Here is an 18,212-nt window from a genome sequence, read left to right on the forward strand (position 1 = left end):
GACCGCCGCGCGGTCATCGGTGATCCCATGGTCCTCGCCCGTGGCATCCATCGGGTAATCCGTCCCGACTATTCGCTCCTATAGTCTTTGCCTATGGCTCGTCGATCGAGCGGCGTGACGCTGCAGCAACTCCAGTCCTTCATCGAGGTCGCAGCCGAGGGGTCCATCTCCGCGGCGGCCGACCTGCTCTACGTGTCGCAGCCGACGATGTCGGCGTCGATGAAAGACCTCGAGGCGCGCGTCGGCCGGTCGCTGCTGGTCCGGTCCGCGCGCGGCATCACGCTGACCTCGGACGGCGTGGAGTTCCTCGGGTATGCGCGTCAGGTGGTCGAGCAGGTCGCTCTCCTCGAGCAGCGGTACCTCGGCGGGCCACCGTCGCGCCGGCTCCTCGGGGTGTCGGCCCAGCACTACTCGTTCGCCGTCGACGCGTTCGTGCGGATGGTCAAGGCCAGCGGAGCGGAGCAGTACGAGTTCTCGCTGCGGGAGACGCGCACGTGGGACATCATCGAGGACGTCCGGACGCTGCGCAGCGAGCTCGGCATCCTGTACCGGAACGACTTCAACCGGGATGTCATCGACAAGCTGTTGCGCGACTCGGGGCTGTCCTTCCACCCGCTGTTCCTTGCCGACCCGCACATCTTCGTCTCGCGGAAGAACCCGCTCGCGGGCCGGAAGAGCGTGACCCTCGCGGACCTCGAGGGGCTGCCGCGTCTGACGTTCGACCAGGGCACGAACAACTCGTTCTACTTCGCCGAGGAGATCCTCTCGACGCGGTCGAGCACGCAGGAGATCCGGGTGTCCGACCGCGCGACGATCTTCAACCTCATGATCGGCCTCGGCGGCTACACGATCTCTACCGGCATCATCAGCGACGACCTCGACCCCGAGATCGTCGCTGTGCCCCTCGACGTGGACGAGCGCATCGAGATCGGGTGGATCGCCCACGCCGCGATCCCGCTCACGGAACAGGCGCAGCGGTACCTCGACGAGGTGCGGGCCGTGGTGCGGGAGTTCGACGTGGAGCTGCTGGGGTGACGCAAGATGCCCCGCGAATCTTCGCGGGGCATCTGTTTCGGTGGACCTGAGGGGAGGTGCTGCGAAGAACTCGTCGCGCGCATCTGCCAAACCGGCGAAGTAACAAGCCTCAAGCCCACACGCCAGCACAGCTAGCGAGCGCCAACACCAGAGGAGGCGTCCGAAAGCGGACGACAAGCTGGTCGCGATTCGCTTTCGCGCTGACCGAAGCGCCCACGGACTCGCGGCCCACTTTGGCTGCCGCCAAGGGCCCATCCGGCGAGTATTGGATCGTCAACGTGTTGAGGGCCGCGACTGGCGGACCTCCTACGTCGATTTCGCACCCGCCGCGTAGCTCCACCAGCCTGGCTCCTGCGCGCTACCGTAGGACGGGAGGCCGTTGCCTCGCCTAACGCCGTTCTGGCCCAAATGCGCCGGCCGGACGTACCCACCCGAAGTCGGGGACGCATCAAATGAAGCGGCACATCGGCCGATGGCGTGACCACCCGATCACCAGCCTGATTCGCGGAGCTATAAGCCGAAGCCCTCCTGGGCTCGTTGCGCCTGCTCGTCATTTCGCCGGCCCTCGCTACGATATTCATCCGCAAGGTCCCGAAGAACTCGCGACGTCTTTGGCCACCTGATCTTCGTTGCATCCGCCCACTTGGTGTATCGGTCGGCCAACGCGTACTCCTGCGCACCGCCCTCCGTCACCCCACGCGACGTCACGCCACGCTTGTTATACGTGCCCATGCTAAATCCGCTGAGCACTTTCTTCGAGCCGTGAGCCTCGAGGAAGTCACGAACAGCCCGCGCCGGCCACGTGCCATCCTCGTCAGCCGGAGCAAATGCCAATACCTGACCGATCTGCGATTCACCGACCTCTAGACGATCTGCCTCCTTGAGCAGCTCGCGTGCTTTAGCCGCCCAGGCGACCAGGGCGTCGAAGTCGATCGTGTGAGTTTCGTCGACCGTCCCAGGAACGCGTCCCCATTCGTGGAGCAGACGCCACGCATTGCTGGCCAGGTTCCTTTCAACCTCGGTAGTCGTACGTTCGCTATTCTCGCCCCTCTCGCTCCTGCGTCGGTACAGCAACGAGATGACCTCCACAAAGAACTCCGGGGACTCGCTCAATGTTCGCTGGAGCGTTGAAGAGTCAGGCTGCGAGTCGAGAGCCGGGAGAAGCTGCCACTCCAACCGCGCGAGGGTACCGCCGTCAACGCGATTCGACTCGCGCAGGTAGCTCATGAGATTGGTGATCTCATATTCGGAAAGAACCCGCAGCTCGGGGTCACCCTCGTGAAGCATCGACGTAAACGCCTCGATGATTAGGTCCTCGTCCAAGTTCCCGTTTGTAATGAAATGACTCATCAGGTCGAGTGCTGTTGCCCATCGACGATGGTCAACTAGCTTTCGCGCGGTCTCGTTGACAAGCGAAAAGTTTGCCCCTCGTCCGAAGGGATAGAAACCCGCCCAGTACTTCGCGTCAACGTCGGCTCCCGTAGATTCGGCTATCGCCCAAGCCCCGGGGAGGTCTTCCGCCATAAGAAGAAGTCGCGCCTGGACGTCGGGGCGTCCTCCGAACCGTTCGACCAGCGGCCCGAGCCTGCCGAGGTCTCCCTTCGCCGTTGCCCGCAACGCCGCGGTGGCGAACTCTGAGCTCGTCTCGGAGTCAGCGTCCAGAAGCTCGGCGATCACCTCCAGGGGAAGGTCCAAGGCGACGCCCGACGCATAGCCGAGTGACCAAGGAGTACTCACTCGGTGCGCGACGTCGATGAGGAGGTCCAGCCCGCCCTCTTCCCAAATGGCAACGACAGCGTCACCTCGCAGCCGCGCAAGTTCCTGTTCGTAGTTATCGCTGTCCGACGCCTTCTTGATTCCGAGATCCGGCATCGAGTCGTCGAACAGCCAGCGCTCGCTCAATGAAGCGCGTTCCGGCCGAAGGCTTCCAGCGACCGACTCAAGCTCTATTCTGCTCTCGACCGGCAAAGCCCACCTCGCGTCGGCATACTCGCGGTGCCTACGAGCAAGGGCATCAAGAGCCTCCCACGCCAAGAATTGCTCCTCTTCGGTGAGGCGATCTCGATCCGTTACGAGACGCGCATAAGCCTCCTCGCGGTAGCTGTCGGGAAGATTGTCAAGGTGCTCGATCAAGCCGGGCCAGAGGGAAGGTTCGGCACCCACTCGTTCGAGGCAGAGTTCGTAGACGGCGCGCGTGACCTTCCAATAGTGCTCTTCGTCGATCCGATTCGTTCGAGGCGGTGCCCACTGTCGAAAGGCCGGAGTGGCATTAAAATGCCCAACCGCGTGGCGCTCAGGAAGCAGCGAAAGGAGGAAGTGCCACCCGATCATGGATGCTTCTCCACGACAGCCCTAATTACTTCAATTTGGTCTTCCGTGGTGGCGCTCGTTTGGGGCGTCCATGGCCGGAAAGTATTCGTTAGCACGTTTGCGGGACGATTGGATAGTTTGCCGCCTGGATCCAGCTCTGCCAGCCGCGCCAACGTCTCAGTGACAGTCGCGAGATGGTCGGCTGACCAACCGAGCGTTTCGAGCGCCCACAAGACGTGGACGTGAGGGCTTGACGCAGACCAATCATCAATCGCATCGGAGAACAGGTGAGGCTTCAAAGGCCCTTCATCGGCGATCGCACATTCCAGTGCGTCGAGGAAGACGTACGGCGCAGCCTCAGCCAGCAGCGGCAGAACATCGGTGAGCGATAGCCACAGCTGACCCGTCTCGTCCTCATTCGCGCGCTCCAATAGTGCACGAACAGCTAGCTCGGCCCAGCCACGAAGCGTTGGACCGGAGCCAGCACGATGGCCATCACCCAAGCCGCCGAATGCCGCAAGTGTGGTCGCGATGCCGGTACGGATATCACTGGAATGGACCCGGGCGGGCCCAAGAAGATCTGCCCTCCACCGCTCTGCCGCGTCGACTTGAAGTGTGGGGTCTACGGCCCCGAGCACAGTCTGCACTGCAGCTTCAAGAGCAGCCAGGTCATCGCTAGTTAGATTTCCCGCCACGGCCCCGAAATGAGTGTCGGGTGAAATGACCTTCCAAGTTGACCCAACAACGGTGAAGATGGGATCTGCCGCTTCGCTCAACTGGCGAAGGACGACGTAAGGCGCGTCACTCTCCCCAACCATGAGGCTGAAGACCTCTGCATCTCCCGTGCGCGATGAGTTCCATGCGCCCAGCAGCCAAGAACGACGCGCGATCGCGGAGGACGCAAGGTTTGCAGCCAGCGCTTGACCATCCGCGGTAGGGCTCTGCGCCAACCGGCTTCGGAATAGGGGAATGCTCCTGTAGGCCGCCAGTGCGAGGTCATGAACGGACTCGGATGTCACTCCCAGGCCGCTTAGGATGGCCTCCGCGCTCGCAACCGGGATCTTAGGAAGCGAGACCTGCGCGATCGCACCGAGAGGAGCGTGGAGGATGACGTGGTGCGACGTGACGAGATCGGCCTCTCTGACCAATGACTGCTCAAACGGGAGCAGAATCAACAGGTTTGAGGCAGCGTCGAGGAAGCGCAGCGTTCCGGGCTCGTAGACTACAAGTGAACGGTCAAGAAAGTCCGATCCAATGTCCGGATCGGCTGCTAACAGTGTTGAAGCTACGAATGCGAGAACGTCGTCGATGCTCGTCGCGGAAATCCAGGTGTGACCCGTCTCGCGGTCACGCAGCGTACGCAGGAGGGCGGCCGCCTCGTCTGCGCGACCCGCCAGCACAAGCTCCGGAGTGAGCAGGCCCCCAGTAGACGCGCGGTAGCGGTTCCACCACTCCTCAAGCCCGCCCACGCTGTTCGCTGGCTTGCCTATCGCCTCCGAAAACTTAATATGCGCAGCCGGCGCATTCTCCAGCGCTCCATAGATGTCGGCGGCATCAAACGCGACAACGTCCTTCCAGACGCCCTCGATCCTCTTCTCGGCAGCCCACTTCTCTGCATCAGTCCAACGCCGGGGAGTGACGAAGACGAAAGTGGTCTCGGAAGGCACGACGCCGAGCGTGTTGCCGGTTCTCTTCTTGTAGTTTTCCTGCGCCCGGCCCCGGATATCGGTCGAGGTACTGAACTCCCAGACGCTTGCGCCTTCCGGGACAAACGGGGTCCCTCGCCCGGCGAGCACTCTGCCGTCATACCCGCCGAAGTTGACTTCTTCGTCACCACCCATATCGAGCTTGATGATGCGGTCGTTCGTTTGCCAGATCAGCTGCCGCGCTAAATTCGGAAGGTCGCTTCGACTGACGACTCGATCGGCCCATTCGATGATGTCCTGTAGGCCCGCGAGATACGGCAGACGGTAGTTCATTCGCACCTCCTGCGTGCTCCTCGGACCAGGGCTACCGTTTCGGCTCCCTGAGGCGTTCTGGCGATACTCTGGCAGCTCGTTTGAGATGACGTTCCCGACACCCTCGCGACAGTGCGTGCCGCCCGTAGTATGACAGCCGCCTCGTGCTTCGAGAACTGCGGAGCTATCAACCCCTGCCCTAGCGAAGACTCGGAGAGCGAAGACCCTCCAGCTTCCCCGTAGGTAGATCGTCCCGGCTAAGGGACCGACACGTGATGGGGTGCGCCGTCGAGCATCGCCCCGACTGCGGCTTCATCGCGGCGCTGCGACTCCAAGGGCCAGTTGCCCGTGAGTGACGAGGTCGGTCGCCAGGAGTGATCTCGTCTCAATTTCGGGGGCGGGCTACGACCTCGGCGGAGCCACCCGGTCGCTCTTGGTTCGCGTGCCCGAGGCGGCACGCGCTCAGTTTGAGGCCCTGGCGGACCTTAATGCCCTGTCCCTGACAGGAGAGACGCGCCTGTCGCTCAAGGCATGGATCGAGCAGCTTAAGTCCGATGCCGAGGTGCTGTAGGGCGCCGACGCAACGAGGGTCAAGATCCAACCCGAAACCGCCGCCGATCGCGGCGCGATCGCGGCGCACTCCTAACCCGCACCGAGGGACACGCCAAGCACGTTCGCACTAGTCCCGTGAAGGCGAGTAGTCACCGCCCGACTCGCTCCTGCGCAGGCAGATTGGGAACCGGGTGCTGCGACAGGCACAGCGCTACCTCGACGAGGTGCGGGCCGTGGTACGGGAGTTCGACGTCGAGCTGCTCGGCTAAATGCAAGATGCCCCGCGAATTCTCGCGGGGCATCTGTTTCGGTGGACCTGAGGGGACTCGAACCCCTGACCCCCTGCATGCCATGCAGGTGCGCTACCAGCTGCGCCACAGGCCCGTTTTCTGTTCTCGCCCCTTTCGAGGCAACTCCATGAGCTTACTACACGGATTCGGGACGCAAGAAATCGGCCCCACCGGGCGTGTCGTCGCCCGCGGTGACCGCCGCGACGAGAGCCGTGCGCAGCGCCTGGGAACGCTCGCTCAGGGCGCGCTGGCGGGCGACGTATCGCGCTTTACCGTCGGGCGTCTCGATCGGGACGGGGGAGTAGCCCCACTCAGTGAGGTCGTACGGCGACGCCTCCATGTCGAGCATGCGGATGTCGCGCGCGAGCTCGAACGCGTCGAGCAGGATGTCGCCGGGCACGAGCGGCCCGAGCTTCACGGCCCACTTGTACACGTCCATGCCCGCGTGCAGGCACCCCGGCTGTTCGACGTCGATCTGGAGATCGCGCGACAGCGCGGTGCGGTTGCGCGGAACCGCGTCGGGCGTGAAGAACCGGAAGGCGTCGAAGTGCGTGCACTTGAGGTCGTGCGACTCGACGACGGCGTCCGTCCCGTCGGAGCCGAGACGCAGCGGCACGGCGTGCCGCACCTCCTCGGTGCGGTAGGCCATGGCCCACTCGTGCAGCCCGAAGCAGCCGAACTGCGCCGGACGGGCAGCGGTGACCCGCAGAAGGTTCACCACGCCGCGGTACAGCGAGCCGCGGTCGCGGCGGAAGGCCTCGGCATCCACCTCCACGCCCCCTGCGGCGGGGCGGTACCAGCGCCAGGCGGCGCGCTCGGCGGCGTCGGCGAGGACGACGCCCGGACCGGGATGCCACCGGCGCAGGATCGCCGGCTTGTAGGAGTAGTACGTGAAGAGGAAGTCTTCGACCGGATGCTTCTGGCCCCGGGCGGCGCGGGCGCGATGCGCGGCCGTGAGCGCGTCGGCGCGCTCGGCGTGGGCCTCGGCGCGCTCGGTCCACTGAGCGCGCGGAAGAACCGCCGTATCGAGGAGCGTCGTCATTCGACCGCCTCAATGAGGTCGGGGCTGTCGTTGCGCACGTTTCCCACGGCCGACGACACGACGTGGTCGCCGAGCGCCTCGGCGACGTCGGGGGCGGCGTCGATCGCGGCATCCAGGATGTCGCCGACGTTCTCGGTCGTCGGGTCGAGCCAGGCGTCGGCGAAGTCGGGGTCCATGAACAGCGGCATCCGGTCATGGATGGATCCGAGGCGCCCGATCGCGTCGCGCGTGAGGATCGTGCAGCTGAGCACCCAGCGTGCGGGGTCGTCCTCGGCCTTCGCCGGGTCCTTCCACCACTCGTAAAGCCCGGCGAAGAACAGCGGCGAGCCGTCGGCGGGGTGGATGTAGTGCGGCGTCTTGCCCGCGTCGGTGGTCTTCCACTCGTAGTAGCCCGACGCGGGGATGACCGCGCGACGCTTGATCAGGGCGTTGCGGAACATCGGCTTGTCTTCGATCTCCTCCGACCGCGCGTTGAACGCCCGCGCGCCGATCTTGACGTCTTTCGCCCAGCCCGGGACCAGGCCCCACCGCGCGACCTCGAGGCGCCGCACGGGCGGCTCGGTCTTCACCGAGTCGAGCACGATCGCCACGGAGGCCGTCGGCGCGATGTTGTACGACGGGGGAGGCAGCTCATCGGTCTCGACGTCGACGCGCAGCACGCCCACCAGCTCGGATGCCACATTGGCCACGACGAATCGACCGCACATGCTTCGAGGGTACGCGGGGCTTCCGACATCCGGGCTGTGCCGCGGACGGGCTTGCGGCCGGCGCGGGTGGCCGGGACCGCGAGACTGCATGCGCCTGACAACTCGGTTGCAGGCTGCAGTGGGTTTGTCAGCAGCGTGCAGTCTCGGGGCTCGGAGCGGCGGCCGCGTCCGCAACCTCACCGATCCGCACACCCTCAGCCACAGAACCCCGGATGCCACTGACATTGCGCCAGTCGCCGAGCCACCGCCGCAGCGCGCCCGCAACGTCAGGCGTCGCGCGAGATGACGCCGGCGTCCTCGAGGCGTTCGAGAAGCCCGGCGCCGTCCGACTCGGTGACCCACGGCACGTCGGCGGCGGAGTGGTCGTCGACGACCGTGCGGCCACCGGCCAGGACGGCCTCGGCGGGGAGGAGGCGACGGATCGCGACGGCGGCGACGCTGTCGGGGTGCTCGATGGCGAACTGCGTGTAGATGGCGTCGTCGTGCTGGCCGTCGTCGCCGACGAGCAGCCACTTCACGTTCGGGAACTCCGCGGCGAGACGCCGCAGGTTGCCCTCCTTGTGGGCGCGACCGCTGCGGAACCACCGGTCGTGCGTCGGCCCCCAGTCGGTCAGCAGGAACGAGCCGGAGGGGAAGAGGTGGCGCCGCATGAACCGCGTCAGGGTGGGCGCGACGTTCCACGCCCCGGTCGAGAGGTAAATGACGGGCGTCCCGGGGTGCTCGCGCGAGAGGCGTTCGAGCATCACGGCCATGCCGGGCACCGGTTGGCGGGCGTGCTCGTCCACGACGAACGAGTTCCACGCGGCGAGCAGCGGCCGCGGAAGCGCGGTGACCATGACCGTGTCATCCACGTCGCTGACGACACCGAACCGCACGTCGGAGCCGACGATGAACACGCGCGTCTCGGTGGGCTCGGTGCCCTCCACGGTCGTCGTCACGGTCTGCCAGCCGGGCGGCAGCGTCGCGGGGAGCTTCGCGTCGATGACCCCGCCGCGGTCGGCGACGACGTCGTGGTCGACGCCCTGGATCGTCACCGTGACGCGCGCGAATCCGACGGGAACCGCCGCGAAGCTGCGCCAGCCGCGGAGGCTCGCGAAGTCGCCGCTCGACGTGCGCTTCACCGGGGGAGTGATGAGGACGCGGCCGAGGACCCGCACCCACTCCTCGGTCCCGTAGCCGGGGAACCCGGTGACCGTGGGCCGGAGGCCGCGTCCGCGCGCGCGCCGTTCGCGCCAGGCGTGGAAGCGGTACTCGAGGCGTGCGAACCAGAGCACCTTGGCGCGAGGGGAACGAGGAGAACGAGGCATCCCGTTCAGTCTTTCACGTCGTCGCCCGCCGGTTCGAGGGAGTCGGGCTCGTCGGCGAGGTGCCGGTGCTCGATGCGCTCGAGCACCTTCTTGCCGATGTAGACGAGCAGGAGGAAGACGACGATGATGCCGACGAACACGTATCCGGCGTAGTGGATCTGGTCGGCGAGCTCGCGGTACGTGCCGGCCGCCGTCGCCGCGACCGTGATGTAGAGGCCCGCCCACACGATGCACGCGGGCGCCGTCCACGCGAGGAATCGACGGTAGCGGTACCCCGCCATACCGACGGTGAGCGGCACGAGCGAGTGCAGCACGGGCAGGAAACGCGACAGGAAGATCGCGGGGCCGCCGCGCCGCCGCAGGTACCTGTCGGCGCGTTCCCAGTTGCGGTCGCCGAGCTTCTGCCCGATGCGCGAGGCGCGGATGCGCGGTCCGAAGTAGCGGCCGAGCCAGAATCCGAGACTCTCGCCGAGGAGCGAGCCGATCACGACGGCGACACCGAGCAGGATGCCTTCGACCGGGGAGGCGATCGCGGTCCCCGCCACGATCACGATGGTGTCACCGGGAACGATGAGGCCCAGGAGGACGCTCGTCTCGAACATCATCGCTACACCGGCGACGAGCGTGCGCACGACGGGATCGACGTGCTGCACCACGTCGAGGAGCCACGTGAGGATGTCGTTCACCTCGCACAGCCTAGGACCGCGACCGCCCCCTAGCCTGGGAGCGTGCCGCGTTCTGTCTCCACGGTCGCCTCGCCGCGGTGGCGGGAGCCCGACGACGTCTTCTGCGCGCTGTTCGCCGACGCCCCGCACGCGTTCTGGCTCGACGCCGGGGCGAACGCCTCCGCGGGCTGGAGTTTCCTGGGCACGGGTCGGCCCTCGCCTCCCGACGCCCCTACGGCGGTGGATGCCACGACAGCAACAGCGCACACCCCCGGCGCCCCGGCGTTCCGGGGCGGATGGATCGGCTGGGTGTCCTACGAAGGGGAGCCGGCGTGGCTGCGCGTCGACGAGCTGCTCGCGTTCGACCACGCCTCGCGTCGCATGTGGGCCGTGTCCGCCGATGCGGACGCGCTCGCCGGGGCCGCGGCAGACGTTCCCGCAGCCCCGGCCGTGCCCGCAGCGGAGCGGCGGGGAGTGGCATCCGGTCGCCATTCACCCGAGGAGTACGCGGCGCTCATCGCGGCCTGCCGCGAACGGATCGCCGACGGCGACGCCTACCAGCTCTGCCTCACCACGCGATTCACCCTCCGCGGGCCGGTCGACGCGCTGGCGGCTTTCCGACGGCTCCGACTCAGCGCGTCGTCCCACCACGCCGGCTTCGTCCGCATCGGCGACACCGCGCTCGTGAGCGCCTCGCCCGAGCGTTTCCTCGAGGTGCGCGGCAGGCGCGTGCACACGCATCCGATCAAAGGCACGCGTCCGCGGCATCCGGATCCCGCCCGAGACCGGGCTCTCGCCGAAGACCTGCGGACGGATGCCAAGGAGCGCGCCGAGAACGTCATGATCGTCGACCTCATGCGCAACGACCTCTCGCGCGTGTGCGAACCGTCATCGGTGACCGTCGACCGGCTGCTCGACGTCGAGAGCTACCCGACGGTCCACCAGCTCGTGAGCGAGGTCTCCGGAACGCTGCGGCCCGGGACGACGATCGGCGGGCTGCTCGACGCGGCCTTCCCCGCCGGCAGCATGACCGGCGCACCGAAGGCCTCGGCGATGGAGATCCTCGCAGGGCTCGAAGGGGCTCCGCGCGGCGTCTACTCCGGCACGTTCGGGTGGGTCGGCGACGACGGCGCCGCGGACCTCGCGATGGTGATCCGCAGCATCGTCGTGGAACCGGATGCCACCTGGGTCGGCGCCGGCGGAGGGATCACGTGGCGCTCGGTCGCGGCATCCGAGGTCGCCGAGGTGGGGATCAAGGCGCGGGCTCCGCTCGCGGCGCTCGGGGCCACCGTGCCGGCCGGATGGTGAGGTCCCGACCGCTTCGGAAGCGGCCCCGCGGGGTCCGGTAGCCTGGACGTTGGCCCTCGTGGCCTCCCGACTTTCACGATTGGTCTCACCCGTGTCTCAGAACCCCTCTTCCGCGCCGTCCGCCGACGGAGGCTTCGACCCCCACGAGATCCAGGCGAAGTGGCAGCAGGCGTGGGCCGAGAAGGACCCGTTCCGCGCCGGCGGCGACGCCGACACGCGCCCGCGCAAGTACGTGCTCGCGATGTTCCCGTACCCCTCCGGCGACCTCCACATGGGGCACGCCGAGAACTACCTGTACTCGGACATCGTCGCGCGCTTCTGGCGCCACCGCGGCTACAACGTCCTCAACCCCATCGGGTGGGACTCCTTCGGCCTCCCCGCCGAGAACGCCGCCATCAAGCGTGGCGCCGACCCCGTCGAGTGGACCTACGCGAACATCGCGCAGCAGAAGGAGAGCCTGAAGGACTACGGCGTCTCGTTCGACTGGAGCCGCGTCCTCCACACGAGCGACCCCGAGTACTACCGCTGGAACCAGTGGCTGTTCCAGAAGCTGTACGAGAAGGGCCTCGCGTACCGCAAGGACGCGCTGGTCAACTGGGACCCGGTCGACCAGACGGTGCTCGCCAACGAGCAGGTGCTGCCCGATGGCACGAGCGAGCGCAGCGGCGCCGTCGTCGTCAAGAAGAAGCTGACGCAGTGGTTCCTGCGGATCACCGACTACGCCGACCGTCTGCTCGACGACCTCAACCAGCTCGAGGGTTTCTGGCCGCAGAAGGTCATCCAGATGCAGCGCAACTGGATCGGCCGGTCTGTCGGTGCCGACATCGAGTTCGAGATCGAGGGCCGCGCCGACAAGATCACGGTCTTCTCCACGCGCCCCGACACCCTTCACGGCGCGACGTTCTTCGTCGTGGCGCCCGAGTCCGACCTGGCGGCCGAGCTCGCGGCAATCGCCGACATCGAGGTGCGGCAGAAGTTCCAGGCGTACCTGGAAGAGGTGCAGCGCGCGACCGACATCGAGCGGCAGGCGACCGATCGTCCGAAGACCGGAGTGTTCCTCGGTCACTACGCGATCAACCCGATCAACGGCGAGAAGCTCCCGATCTGGGCCGCCGACTACGTCCTCGCCGATTACGGTCACGGCGCGGTCATGGCCGTGCCCGCGCACGACCAGCGCGACCTCGACTTCGCGCGGGCGTTCGACCTCCCCGTGAAGGTCGTCGTCGACACGAACGCCCCGGTGACGGGCGCGATCCCCGTGATCGAGGTCGACGAGGACGGCGTGCCGATCGACCCGCTCGGCGACGTCGATGACCTCGACCCCGTGAAGACCGGCGTCGCGCTGACCGGCGAGGGACGCCTGATCAACTCCGGGTCGCTCAACGGCCTGTCCAAGCGCAACGCGATCGCGCGCATGATCGAGGAGCTCGAGGCGAAGGGCGTCGGCCGCGCCGCCAAGACCTACCGCCTCCGCGACTGGCTCATCTCGCGCCAGCGGTACTGGGGCACGCCGATCCCGATGCTGCACGCCGAGGACGGCAGCATCGTGCCCGTGCCCGCGGACGAGCTGCCCGTCGTGCTGCCGTCGGTCGAGGGCCTCGACCTCAAGCCCAAGGGCTCGTCGCCGCTGGGAGCTGCGACCGAATGGGTGGAGGTCACCGACCCCGAGACCGGGCAGAAGATGCTGCGCGACCCCGACACGATGGACACGTTCGTCGACAGCTCGTGGTACTTCCTGCGCTTCCTCTCGCCGAACGACCCGAACGAGGCGTTCTCACTGCCCGAGGCCCGCAAGTGGGGTCCCGTCGACTTCTACATCGGCGGTGTCGAGCACGCGATCCTGCACCTGCTGTACGCGCGCTTCATCACGAAGGCGCTGTTCGACATGGGCCTGGTGGAGTTCACCGAGCCGTTCTCGAGCCTGATCAACCAGGGCATGGTGATCCTCGACGGCGCCAAGATGTCGAAGAGCAAGGGCAACCTGGTGCTCTTCCAGGAGGAGCTCGACGCCCACGGCGCCGACGCGCTGCGCGTCGCGCTGGCGTTCGCCGGCCCTGTGGAGGACGACAAGGACTGGAACGACGTCTCGACCACGGGTGCGGCGAAGTTCCTCGCCCGCGCGCTCCGCATCGCCCACGAGGTCGACAGCCCGACCGACGTGGTGTGGGCCGAGGGTGACGCGTCGCTCCGCCGCGTGACGCACCGCCTCCTCGCCGAAGCGCCGAACCTCGTCGAGCAGACGAAGTTCAACGTCGTCGTCGCCCGTCTCATGGAGCTCGTGAACGCGACCCGCAAGGCCATCGACGGCTCCGCCGGTGCGAGCGACCCCGCCGTCCGCGAGGCCGCCGAGGTCATCGCGATGACCCTCGACCTCTTCGCCCCGCACACCGCCGAGGAGATGTGGCAGACGCTCGGCTACGACGGCTTTGTCGGCCTCGTGACCTGGCGCCAGGCCGACCCGACGCTCCTCGTCGAGGACACCGTCACCGCCGTCGTGCAGATCGACGGCAAGGTCCGCGGCACGATCGAGGTCTCGGCCAAGATCGGCGCGGACGCGCTGGAGGCCGCCGCCCGCGCCGACGAGAAGGTGCGCCGGGCGCTCGGCGACCGCGAGATCGTGCGTGCGGTCGTGCGTCCTCCGAAGGTGGTCAGCTTCTCCACGAAGTAGTTCGTCGTTCCGGATGCCACGTCCCTGACGCTTCGCAGAGCGTCTGGGCGTGGCATCCGTCGTTCAGGAGAAGCGCGTATCCGAACTCGCGCTAGGCGCCGCCGCCGGTGGGCGCACCGTCCTGGGACTCCCCGGACAGATTCTCGTCGTAGGGGTGCAGTTTCAGCACCGAACATTCGATCCGACCAGGGACCACGGCGGCCGACCCCTCCCGAGTCACGCACACCGTGAACTCATCGGGTACCTCGGCGGGTGCGGGAGTGGGGTTCAACGGGTCCTGCTCGTGGAGGCTGCCCGCCGCCCACATCTGCCGACACACGTCCACCGCGTCGTGAATGGGCACGGATCCCCCCGGTGCCGCGATACTCACGGCGGCGCCGGGTAGGGATCCGTCCGCATTTCTGGTGGCGGAATCGAGGCAATGCACAATCCCCGTGTCGGTCACGGATCGTGACTCGAGCAATACCACCCCGGCGATGGCGGTGCTCGCGATGGCCACTGAACCCACAGCTATCGCGATCCGGCCGCGCACCGTGCGCCACCATCGCGGCCGTGCAAGATCTTCCCGCATCCGCGAGACGAGGAGGTCCTCGATCTCCGCCCCGTGTGGAACGCCTCGCGCGTCGTCATTCATGCGCTCACTCCGTCCGGGCTGGGATCGTAGCGATGGAGTTCGAGGCGGAGGCGGGCCTTCACGCGGGAGAGCCGAGATTTCACGGTTCCCTCCGGAATTCCCAGTGCAACGGCCGCCTGCTGGATGCTGAGGTGTTCGACGACGCAGAGCAGGAGCACGCTCGCGTCCCTCGAATTGAGCCGGCCCAGCGCATCGCGGACAGCATCGGCCACGGGAATGGCATCCACCGTTCGCGCGACTTCGTCGGCGTGGTCGGGCTCCTCCGTCGGATGCGGGATACGCGCCAAGAGCCGTCGATACCGACCACGACCGCGCAAGTGATTCTTCGCGACGAAGGAGACGACCGTGAGGAGCCACGGGCGCACAGTCCCGTCCACCAGGCGCACCTGATCCCGCTTGCGCCATAGTTCGAGGAATGTGCTCGCCACGACTTCCTCCGCATCCCAGGGTGAATGGACCATGATCAGCGCGACACGGTACGCGACGCGCTCGTATCGGCGGAAAAGATCGCGATAGGCGGACTCGTCGCCCCTCGAGAGTCGATACATCAGCTCACCGTCGGACGGAGAGAGGTCAGCTGTCGAGGCCACGCCGTAAGCCCCCCTGGATCCCGGAAACGGACGCCGGACTCCCACAGCCTACGTGTTCAGCCCGTCCCCGCCGACCCCCGTTCCTCAGATTTCGGCCTGGGCAGAGGACTATTCGCTCGTCGCAGGAGGGCGCTCGAGTCCTTCGAACGCTGCCGCCGCGCGGGCGAACTCCTCCCGATCGGCGTCCCGGACGGTGGTACCTCCGTAGGTGAGGGTGATCCCGGCGACCATGAGGTCCTGCGACCGCGCGAGCGCCAGTTCTTCCTCGTTCAGGCGAGCGTCCTGCACGACCACCTCGAGGTAGTCGACCGAGCCGTGAAAGCTGCCCAACGTCATCCATTCGGACGGGACCTCTTCGGAACGGTCTCGTGGCGTCATAGCCTGCGTCTCGGCGACCCGCGCGACGGCCTCCACGATGTCGTCCCAGCGCGTGCGCGGAAGCTCGATCTCGAGCTGCCAGGTCGGAGCCACGTAGTACGAGAGCAGCGAATCCCCGCCGTACCCGTTTCCATCGAACGGATGCCATTGCTCCGGCGTGGCCTGAACCCAATCGCCCCCGAAAGAACCGGCCGTCACGGCATTCCGCGCATCTTCGAGCACGTCGAAACCCCGTGACACATGGTCCGAGCCCGACGGCGCCGCGAGCACGTCCTCCGCGGGCACATGCGCGTGAGCCGGATAGGTCTTCCAGTCGACGGCGCCGGGCGGGTCGACCGCGGGCGCGCACGAGACGAGCATCGCGCCGCAGGCGAGGACCGCGAGGGCGCCGATCCGCTCGCGACGTCTCATGACTCGCCCCTGACCGATCGCCCGTGTTGCTGTGCCGCCACCCCGGCCGAGCCCGACACGAAGAGCGCGCCACCCAGCCACCACACCGGGAGCATGAACGGCGCAGCCACGGTGGACACGAACATCAGTGCCAGACCACCGCCGGCGAGAATCAGGAAGCAGGCTCGGACGCCGAGGCCGACGAGGGTCGCGACGACCAGCCCGATGGACAGAACGACCGCCGCAAGGATGCCGACACCGTCCGGTGCCGTGAGGCTGCGGATTGTCGCGACCCCCGTCACCACGATGACACTGGCCGCGGCGGCCAGACGCCATTTCGGTCGGCCGGAGAGGTCGAAACCGCGCGACACGGCGATCGGGAGGAAGACGGCTACCCACAGCTGCGCGATGAAGGGGAGAAACCATCCGGCGACGGTGAACCCGCCGAGTGCGGCGACGGTCATGAGACTCGCGAGCACCAATAGGAGGATACGGGCGGGACGTCGTGGCAGAAACAGCGTGATCGCAGCCACGACGACCGGAGCGAGCCCGACGAGCGCGACCCAGGGGCCTCCCGGATCGGCGGTCGTCCGCAGGACGTTCGTTCCGTCATCGAATCGATCGACCGTGGACCAGAACGGCGCGGCGAAGGCCGTCAAGAGAGTCGTGACCGTGCCGATGACGACCGCACCGACGATCAGGATCCGGCTCGCGCGGACGCCGGCCGCGAGAGAGGGGAGCGCCGAACTCATCTCCTCGCGCGCTCGGAAGGCGAGAGCCTTTGCGGGACCGAGTTGCGTCAGTGCGTCCTCCACGCTCGCGCCGTGATCGACGGCATCCCGAATGTGGGCTTGTACGTCCTCCAACACCATCGTCCGACGGTCGTGCGGCACATCGGCGAGCGCGGACTGCACGATCCGGAGGTAGCGCTGTTGCGCGGTGTCTGTCATTTCCGCTCCTTCAGTAGCTGATTCATCGTCGAGGTCAGTTCCCCCCACAGCTCGGCGAATTCTTCGAGCTGTGCGCGACCGGTCGCCGTGATGGCGTAATAGCGCCGTGGGCGGGCGGATGCCTCCACCCGAGTCGAATGGGGTTCGATCCATCCGCTCTCGCGCATGCGAGCGAGCAACGGATAGAGGCTGCCCTCGCTGGCGATGAGTTCGCGCGCCTGCAGTTCTTCGGCGAGTTGCAGACCGTACATCTGCTCTCGCGAGAGCAAGCCGAGAACGCCGAACTCGAGGACGCCCTTGCGCAGATTGGTCGCGATGCGGGCACGGGTCGATTCCATGCCGTGAGCGTAACCTTGCATCGCAAGTATTGCAATGCAAGGTTACGCTCGCTGCACCTAGTTGGAGAAGTACCCTTCGGGGTAGTTGCACTTGTAGGCGACCTGCTGTTCCCAGTACAGGAAGGTGCGGGCAGCCTCCAGGTTGTACTCCGGCAGGGAGAGCGGGAGACCGGCGATGTGGCAGTACAGCTGTTCCTGCACGTTGTCGTTCCAGCGCTGGCTTGCCGGACGCGACGGGTAGGACGCCGCCAGCTTGTTCTTGATCTCATCTGCGTGCGCCCACCAGGTGGCGATCCCCGCCCAGTCCTTGCCCGCCTGCCGTGGCGTCACGTTCACCTTGAACGCGCCGTTCCACGAGGTCAGATACGGGGTGTAGTAGAGCTCGTTCCCCAGCCAGGGATCGGCGACGATCGGGTACGAGTAGACGTCCGAGTCGTGTTCGAGGACCTGCACGAGCGATGTGCCGCGGATCTCGTAATGCGTCGGTACCGCGCGTCCGTCCGCGTCGACGGCCCACGGTGCCGCGAACACACCCAGCAGGTTCGACTTGTCGATCGCGGCGATGGCGATTCCGCCTCCCTCGTCGCCCGCCGAGAGCTCATACCCGTCCGGGAGCCCGAGCGCGTACTCGTACGTCGTCGGAGCGGACGGGCCCTCGACCACCGTCGCGATCTGCAGCGAGCCGTCCTGCTTCGGCACCGGAACGGTGCTGCTGCCATCGAGATTGTCGTAGCTGACGAAACCGTCGACCACCGTCGCGGTGCCCGCGGCCCCGCTCGCGGGGAGAGTGATCTCCAGGATCTGGTCGTTCGCCGCGTACCGCACCGGGTCGCTCGTGTCCTCGGGGAGCACGATATCGGCGCTCGCTGTGCCGATGGCCAGCCGTGAGCCCGTCGTCGAAGGCGAGACAGCGTCAGCCAGGACCTCCGGCGCCACGGTCGCGATGCTGGAGACACTGGTGGGTTCGTCGTCCGGAGCAGCGGTGGCTCCGGACGCGGCCGCACCGACGAGCAGCACCGTGGTGATGACGCCGAGCGGTGGGAGGATATATCGCTTCATGGTGTTCCTTTCCGTGGTGGTGGACTGCGCG

General features: G+C 66.9%; 15 protein-coding genes and 1 tRNA gene. 3 read left to right on the forward strand and 13 right to left on the reverse strand.

Annotation, left to right across the window (positions count from 1 at the left end; translation table 11 throughout):
* The first annotated feature begins 93 nt into the window (after positions 1-93).
* The gene (locus RKD05_RS14870) at positions 94-1,035 is read left to right on the forward strand and encodes a LysR family transcriptional regulator (RefSeq protein ID WP_424711073.1); all 942 of its coding nucleotides are present in this window, start codon (positions 94-96) and stop codon (positions 1,033-1,035) included.
* Positions 1,036-1,545: 510 nt separating this feature from the next.
* Here the strand turns inward: RKD05_RS14870 and RKD05_RS14875 are convergent.
* From RKD05_RS14875 to RKD05_RS14905, 7 genes are all read right to left on the reverse strand, one after another.
* Entirely contained in the window at positions 1,546-3,366 is a 1,821-nt protein-coding gene (locus RKD05_RS14875) for a hypothetical protein (RefSeq protein WP_424711075.1), read from the reverse strand.
* The gene (locus RKD05_RS14880; protein WP_424711076.1) at positions 3,363-5,324 is read right to left on the reverse strand and encodes a hypothetical protein; all 1,962 of its coding nucleotides are present in this window, start codon (positions 5,322-5,324) and stop codon (positions 3,363-3,365) included. Before RKD05_RS14880 ends, RKD05_RS14875 begins: the two co-directional genes overlap by 4 nt.
* Positions 5,325-6,166: 842 nt before the next feature.
* Positions 6,167-6,239 (reverse strand) — tRNA-Ala (locus tag RKD05_RS14885).
* 42 nt (positions 6,240-6,281) lie between these two features.
* Positions 6,282-7,187 (reverse strand): 3-methyladenine DNA glycosylase, encoded by a 906-nt coding sequence (locus RKD05_RS14890; RefSeq protein ID WP_424711078.1) that lies wholly within the window; start codon positions 7,185-7,187, stop codon positions 6,282-6,284.
* A complete protein-coding gene (locus tag RKD05_RS14895) occupies positions 7,184-7,894 on the reverse strand; it encodes an SOS response-associated peptidase (RefSeq protein ID WP_424711079.1) in 711 nt (236 codons plus the stop codon). Before RKD05_RS14895 ends, RKD05_RS14890 begins: the two co-directional genes overlap by 4 nt.
* Before the next feature lie 266 nt (positions 7,895-8,160).
* A complete protein-coding gene (locus RKD05_RS14900; protein ID WP_424711081.1) occupies positions 8,161-9,201 on the reverse strand; it encodes an App1 family protein in 1,041 nt (346 codons plus the stop codon).
* Positions 9,202-9,206: 5 nt separating this feature from the next.
* Entirely contained in the window at positions 9,207-9,887 is a 681-nt protein-coding gene (locus RKD05_RS14905) for a DedA family protein (RefSeq protein ID WP_424711083.1), read from the reverse strand.
* A gap of 42 nt (positions 9,888-9,929) precedes the next feature.
* On the opposite strand from RKD05_RS14905, the gene RKD05_RS14910 reads away from it, so the two are divergent.
* On the forward strand, positions 9,930-11,174 hold the full coding sequence (locus RKD05_RS14910; protein WP_424711085.1) for an anthranilate synthase component I family protein: 1,245 nt from the start codon (positions 9,930-9,932) through the stop codon (positions 11,172-11,174).
* Positions 11,175-11,265: 91 nt separating this feature from the next.
* Positions 11,266-13,842 carry a leucine--tRNA ligase gene (gene leuS / locus RKD05_RS14915; protein ID WP_424711086.1) on the forward strand — a complete coding sequence of 859 codons (2,577 nt, stop codon included), beginning with the start codon at positions 11,266-11,268 and terminating at the stop codon, positions 13,840-13,842.
* Between the two features lie 91 nt (positions 13,843-13,933).
* On the opposite strand, the gene RKD05_RS14920 is transcribed toward leuS, so the two are convergent.
* The 6 genes from RKD05_RS14920 to RKD05_RS14945 all read right to left on the reverse strand — a co-directional run bounded on the left by RKD05_RS14920 (position 13,934) and on the right by RKD05_RS14945 (position 18,181).
* Complete coding sequence (locus RKD05_RS14920; RefSeq protein WP_424711087.1) at positions 13,934-14,476, reverse strand: hypothetical protein; 543 nt, start codon at positions 14,474-14,476, stop codon at positions 13,934-13,936.
* Positions 14,473-15,024, reverse strand: a complete 552-nt coding sequence (locus tag RKD05_RS14925) for an RNA polymerase sigma factor (protein WP_424711089.1) — start codon at positions 15,022-15,024, stop codon at positions 14,473-14,475. The genes RKD05_RS14920 and RKD05_RS14925 overlap by 4 nt, the downstream gene beginning before the upstream one ends.
* A gap of 150 nt (positions 15,025-15,174) precedes the next feature.
* A complete protein-coding gene (locus RKD05_RS14930; RefSeq protein WP_424711090.1) occupies positions 15,175-15,855 on the reverse strand; it encodes a hypothetical protein in 681 nt (226 codons plus the stop codon).
* On the reverse strand, positions 15,852-16,784 hold the full coding sequence (locus RKD05_RS14935; RefSeq protein WP_424711092.1) for an HAAS signaling domain-containing protein: 933 nt from the start codon (positions 16,782-16,784) through the stop codon (positions 15,852-15,854). Before RKD05_RS14935 ends, RKD05_RS14930 begins: the two co-directional genes overlap by 4 nt.
* Positions 16,781-17,122, reverse strand: coding sequence for a PadR family transcriptional regulator (locus tag RKD05_RS14940; RefSeq protein ID WP_424711093.1), 342 nt, complete (start codon positions 17,120-17,122; stop codon positions 16,781-16,783). The genes RKD05_RS14935 and RKD05_RS14940 overlap by 4 nt, the downstream gene beginning before the upstream one ends.
* Positions 17,123-17,179: 57 nt before the next feature.
* Positions 17,180-18,181, reverse strand: a complete 1,002-nt coding sequence (locus RKD05_RS14945; RefSeq protein WP_424711095.1) for a hypothetical protein — start codon at positions 18,179-18,181, stop codon at positions 17,180-17,182.
* Positions 18,182-18,212 lie beyond the last annotated feature (31 nt).

Origin of the sequence: Microbacterium sp. SLBN-111 (assembly GCF_049739645.1) — a bacterium.
GTDB lineage: Bacteria > Actinomycetota > Actinomycetes > Actinomycetales > Microbacteriaceae > Microbacterium.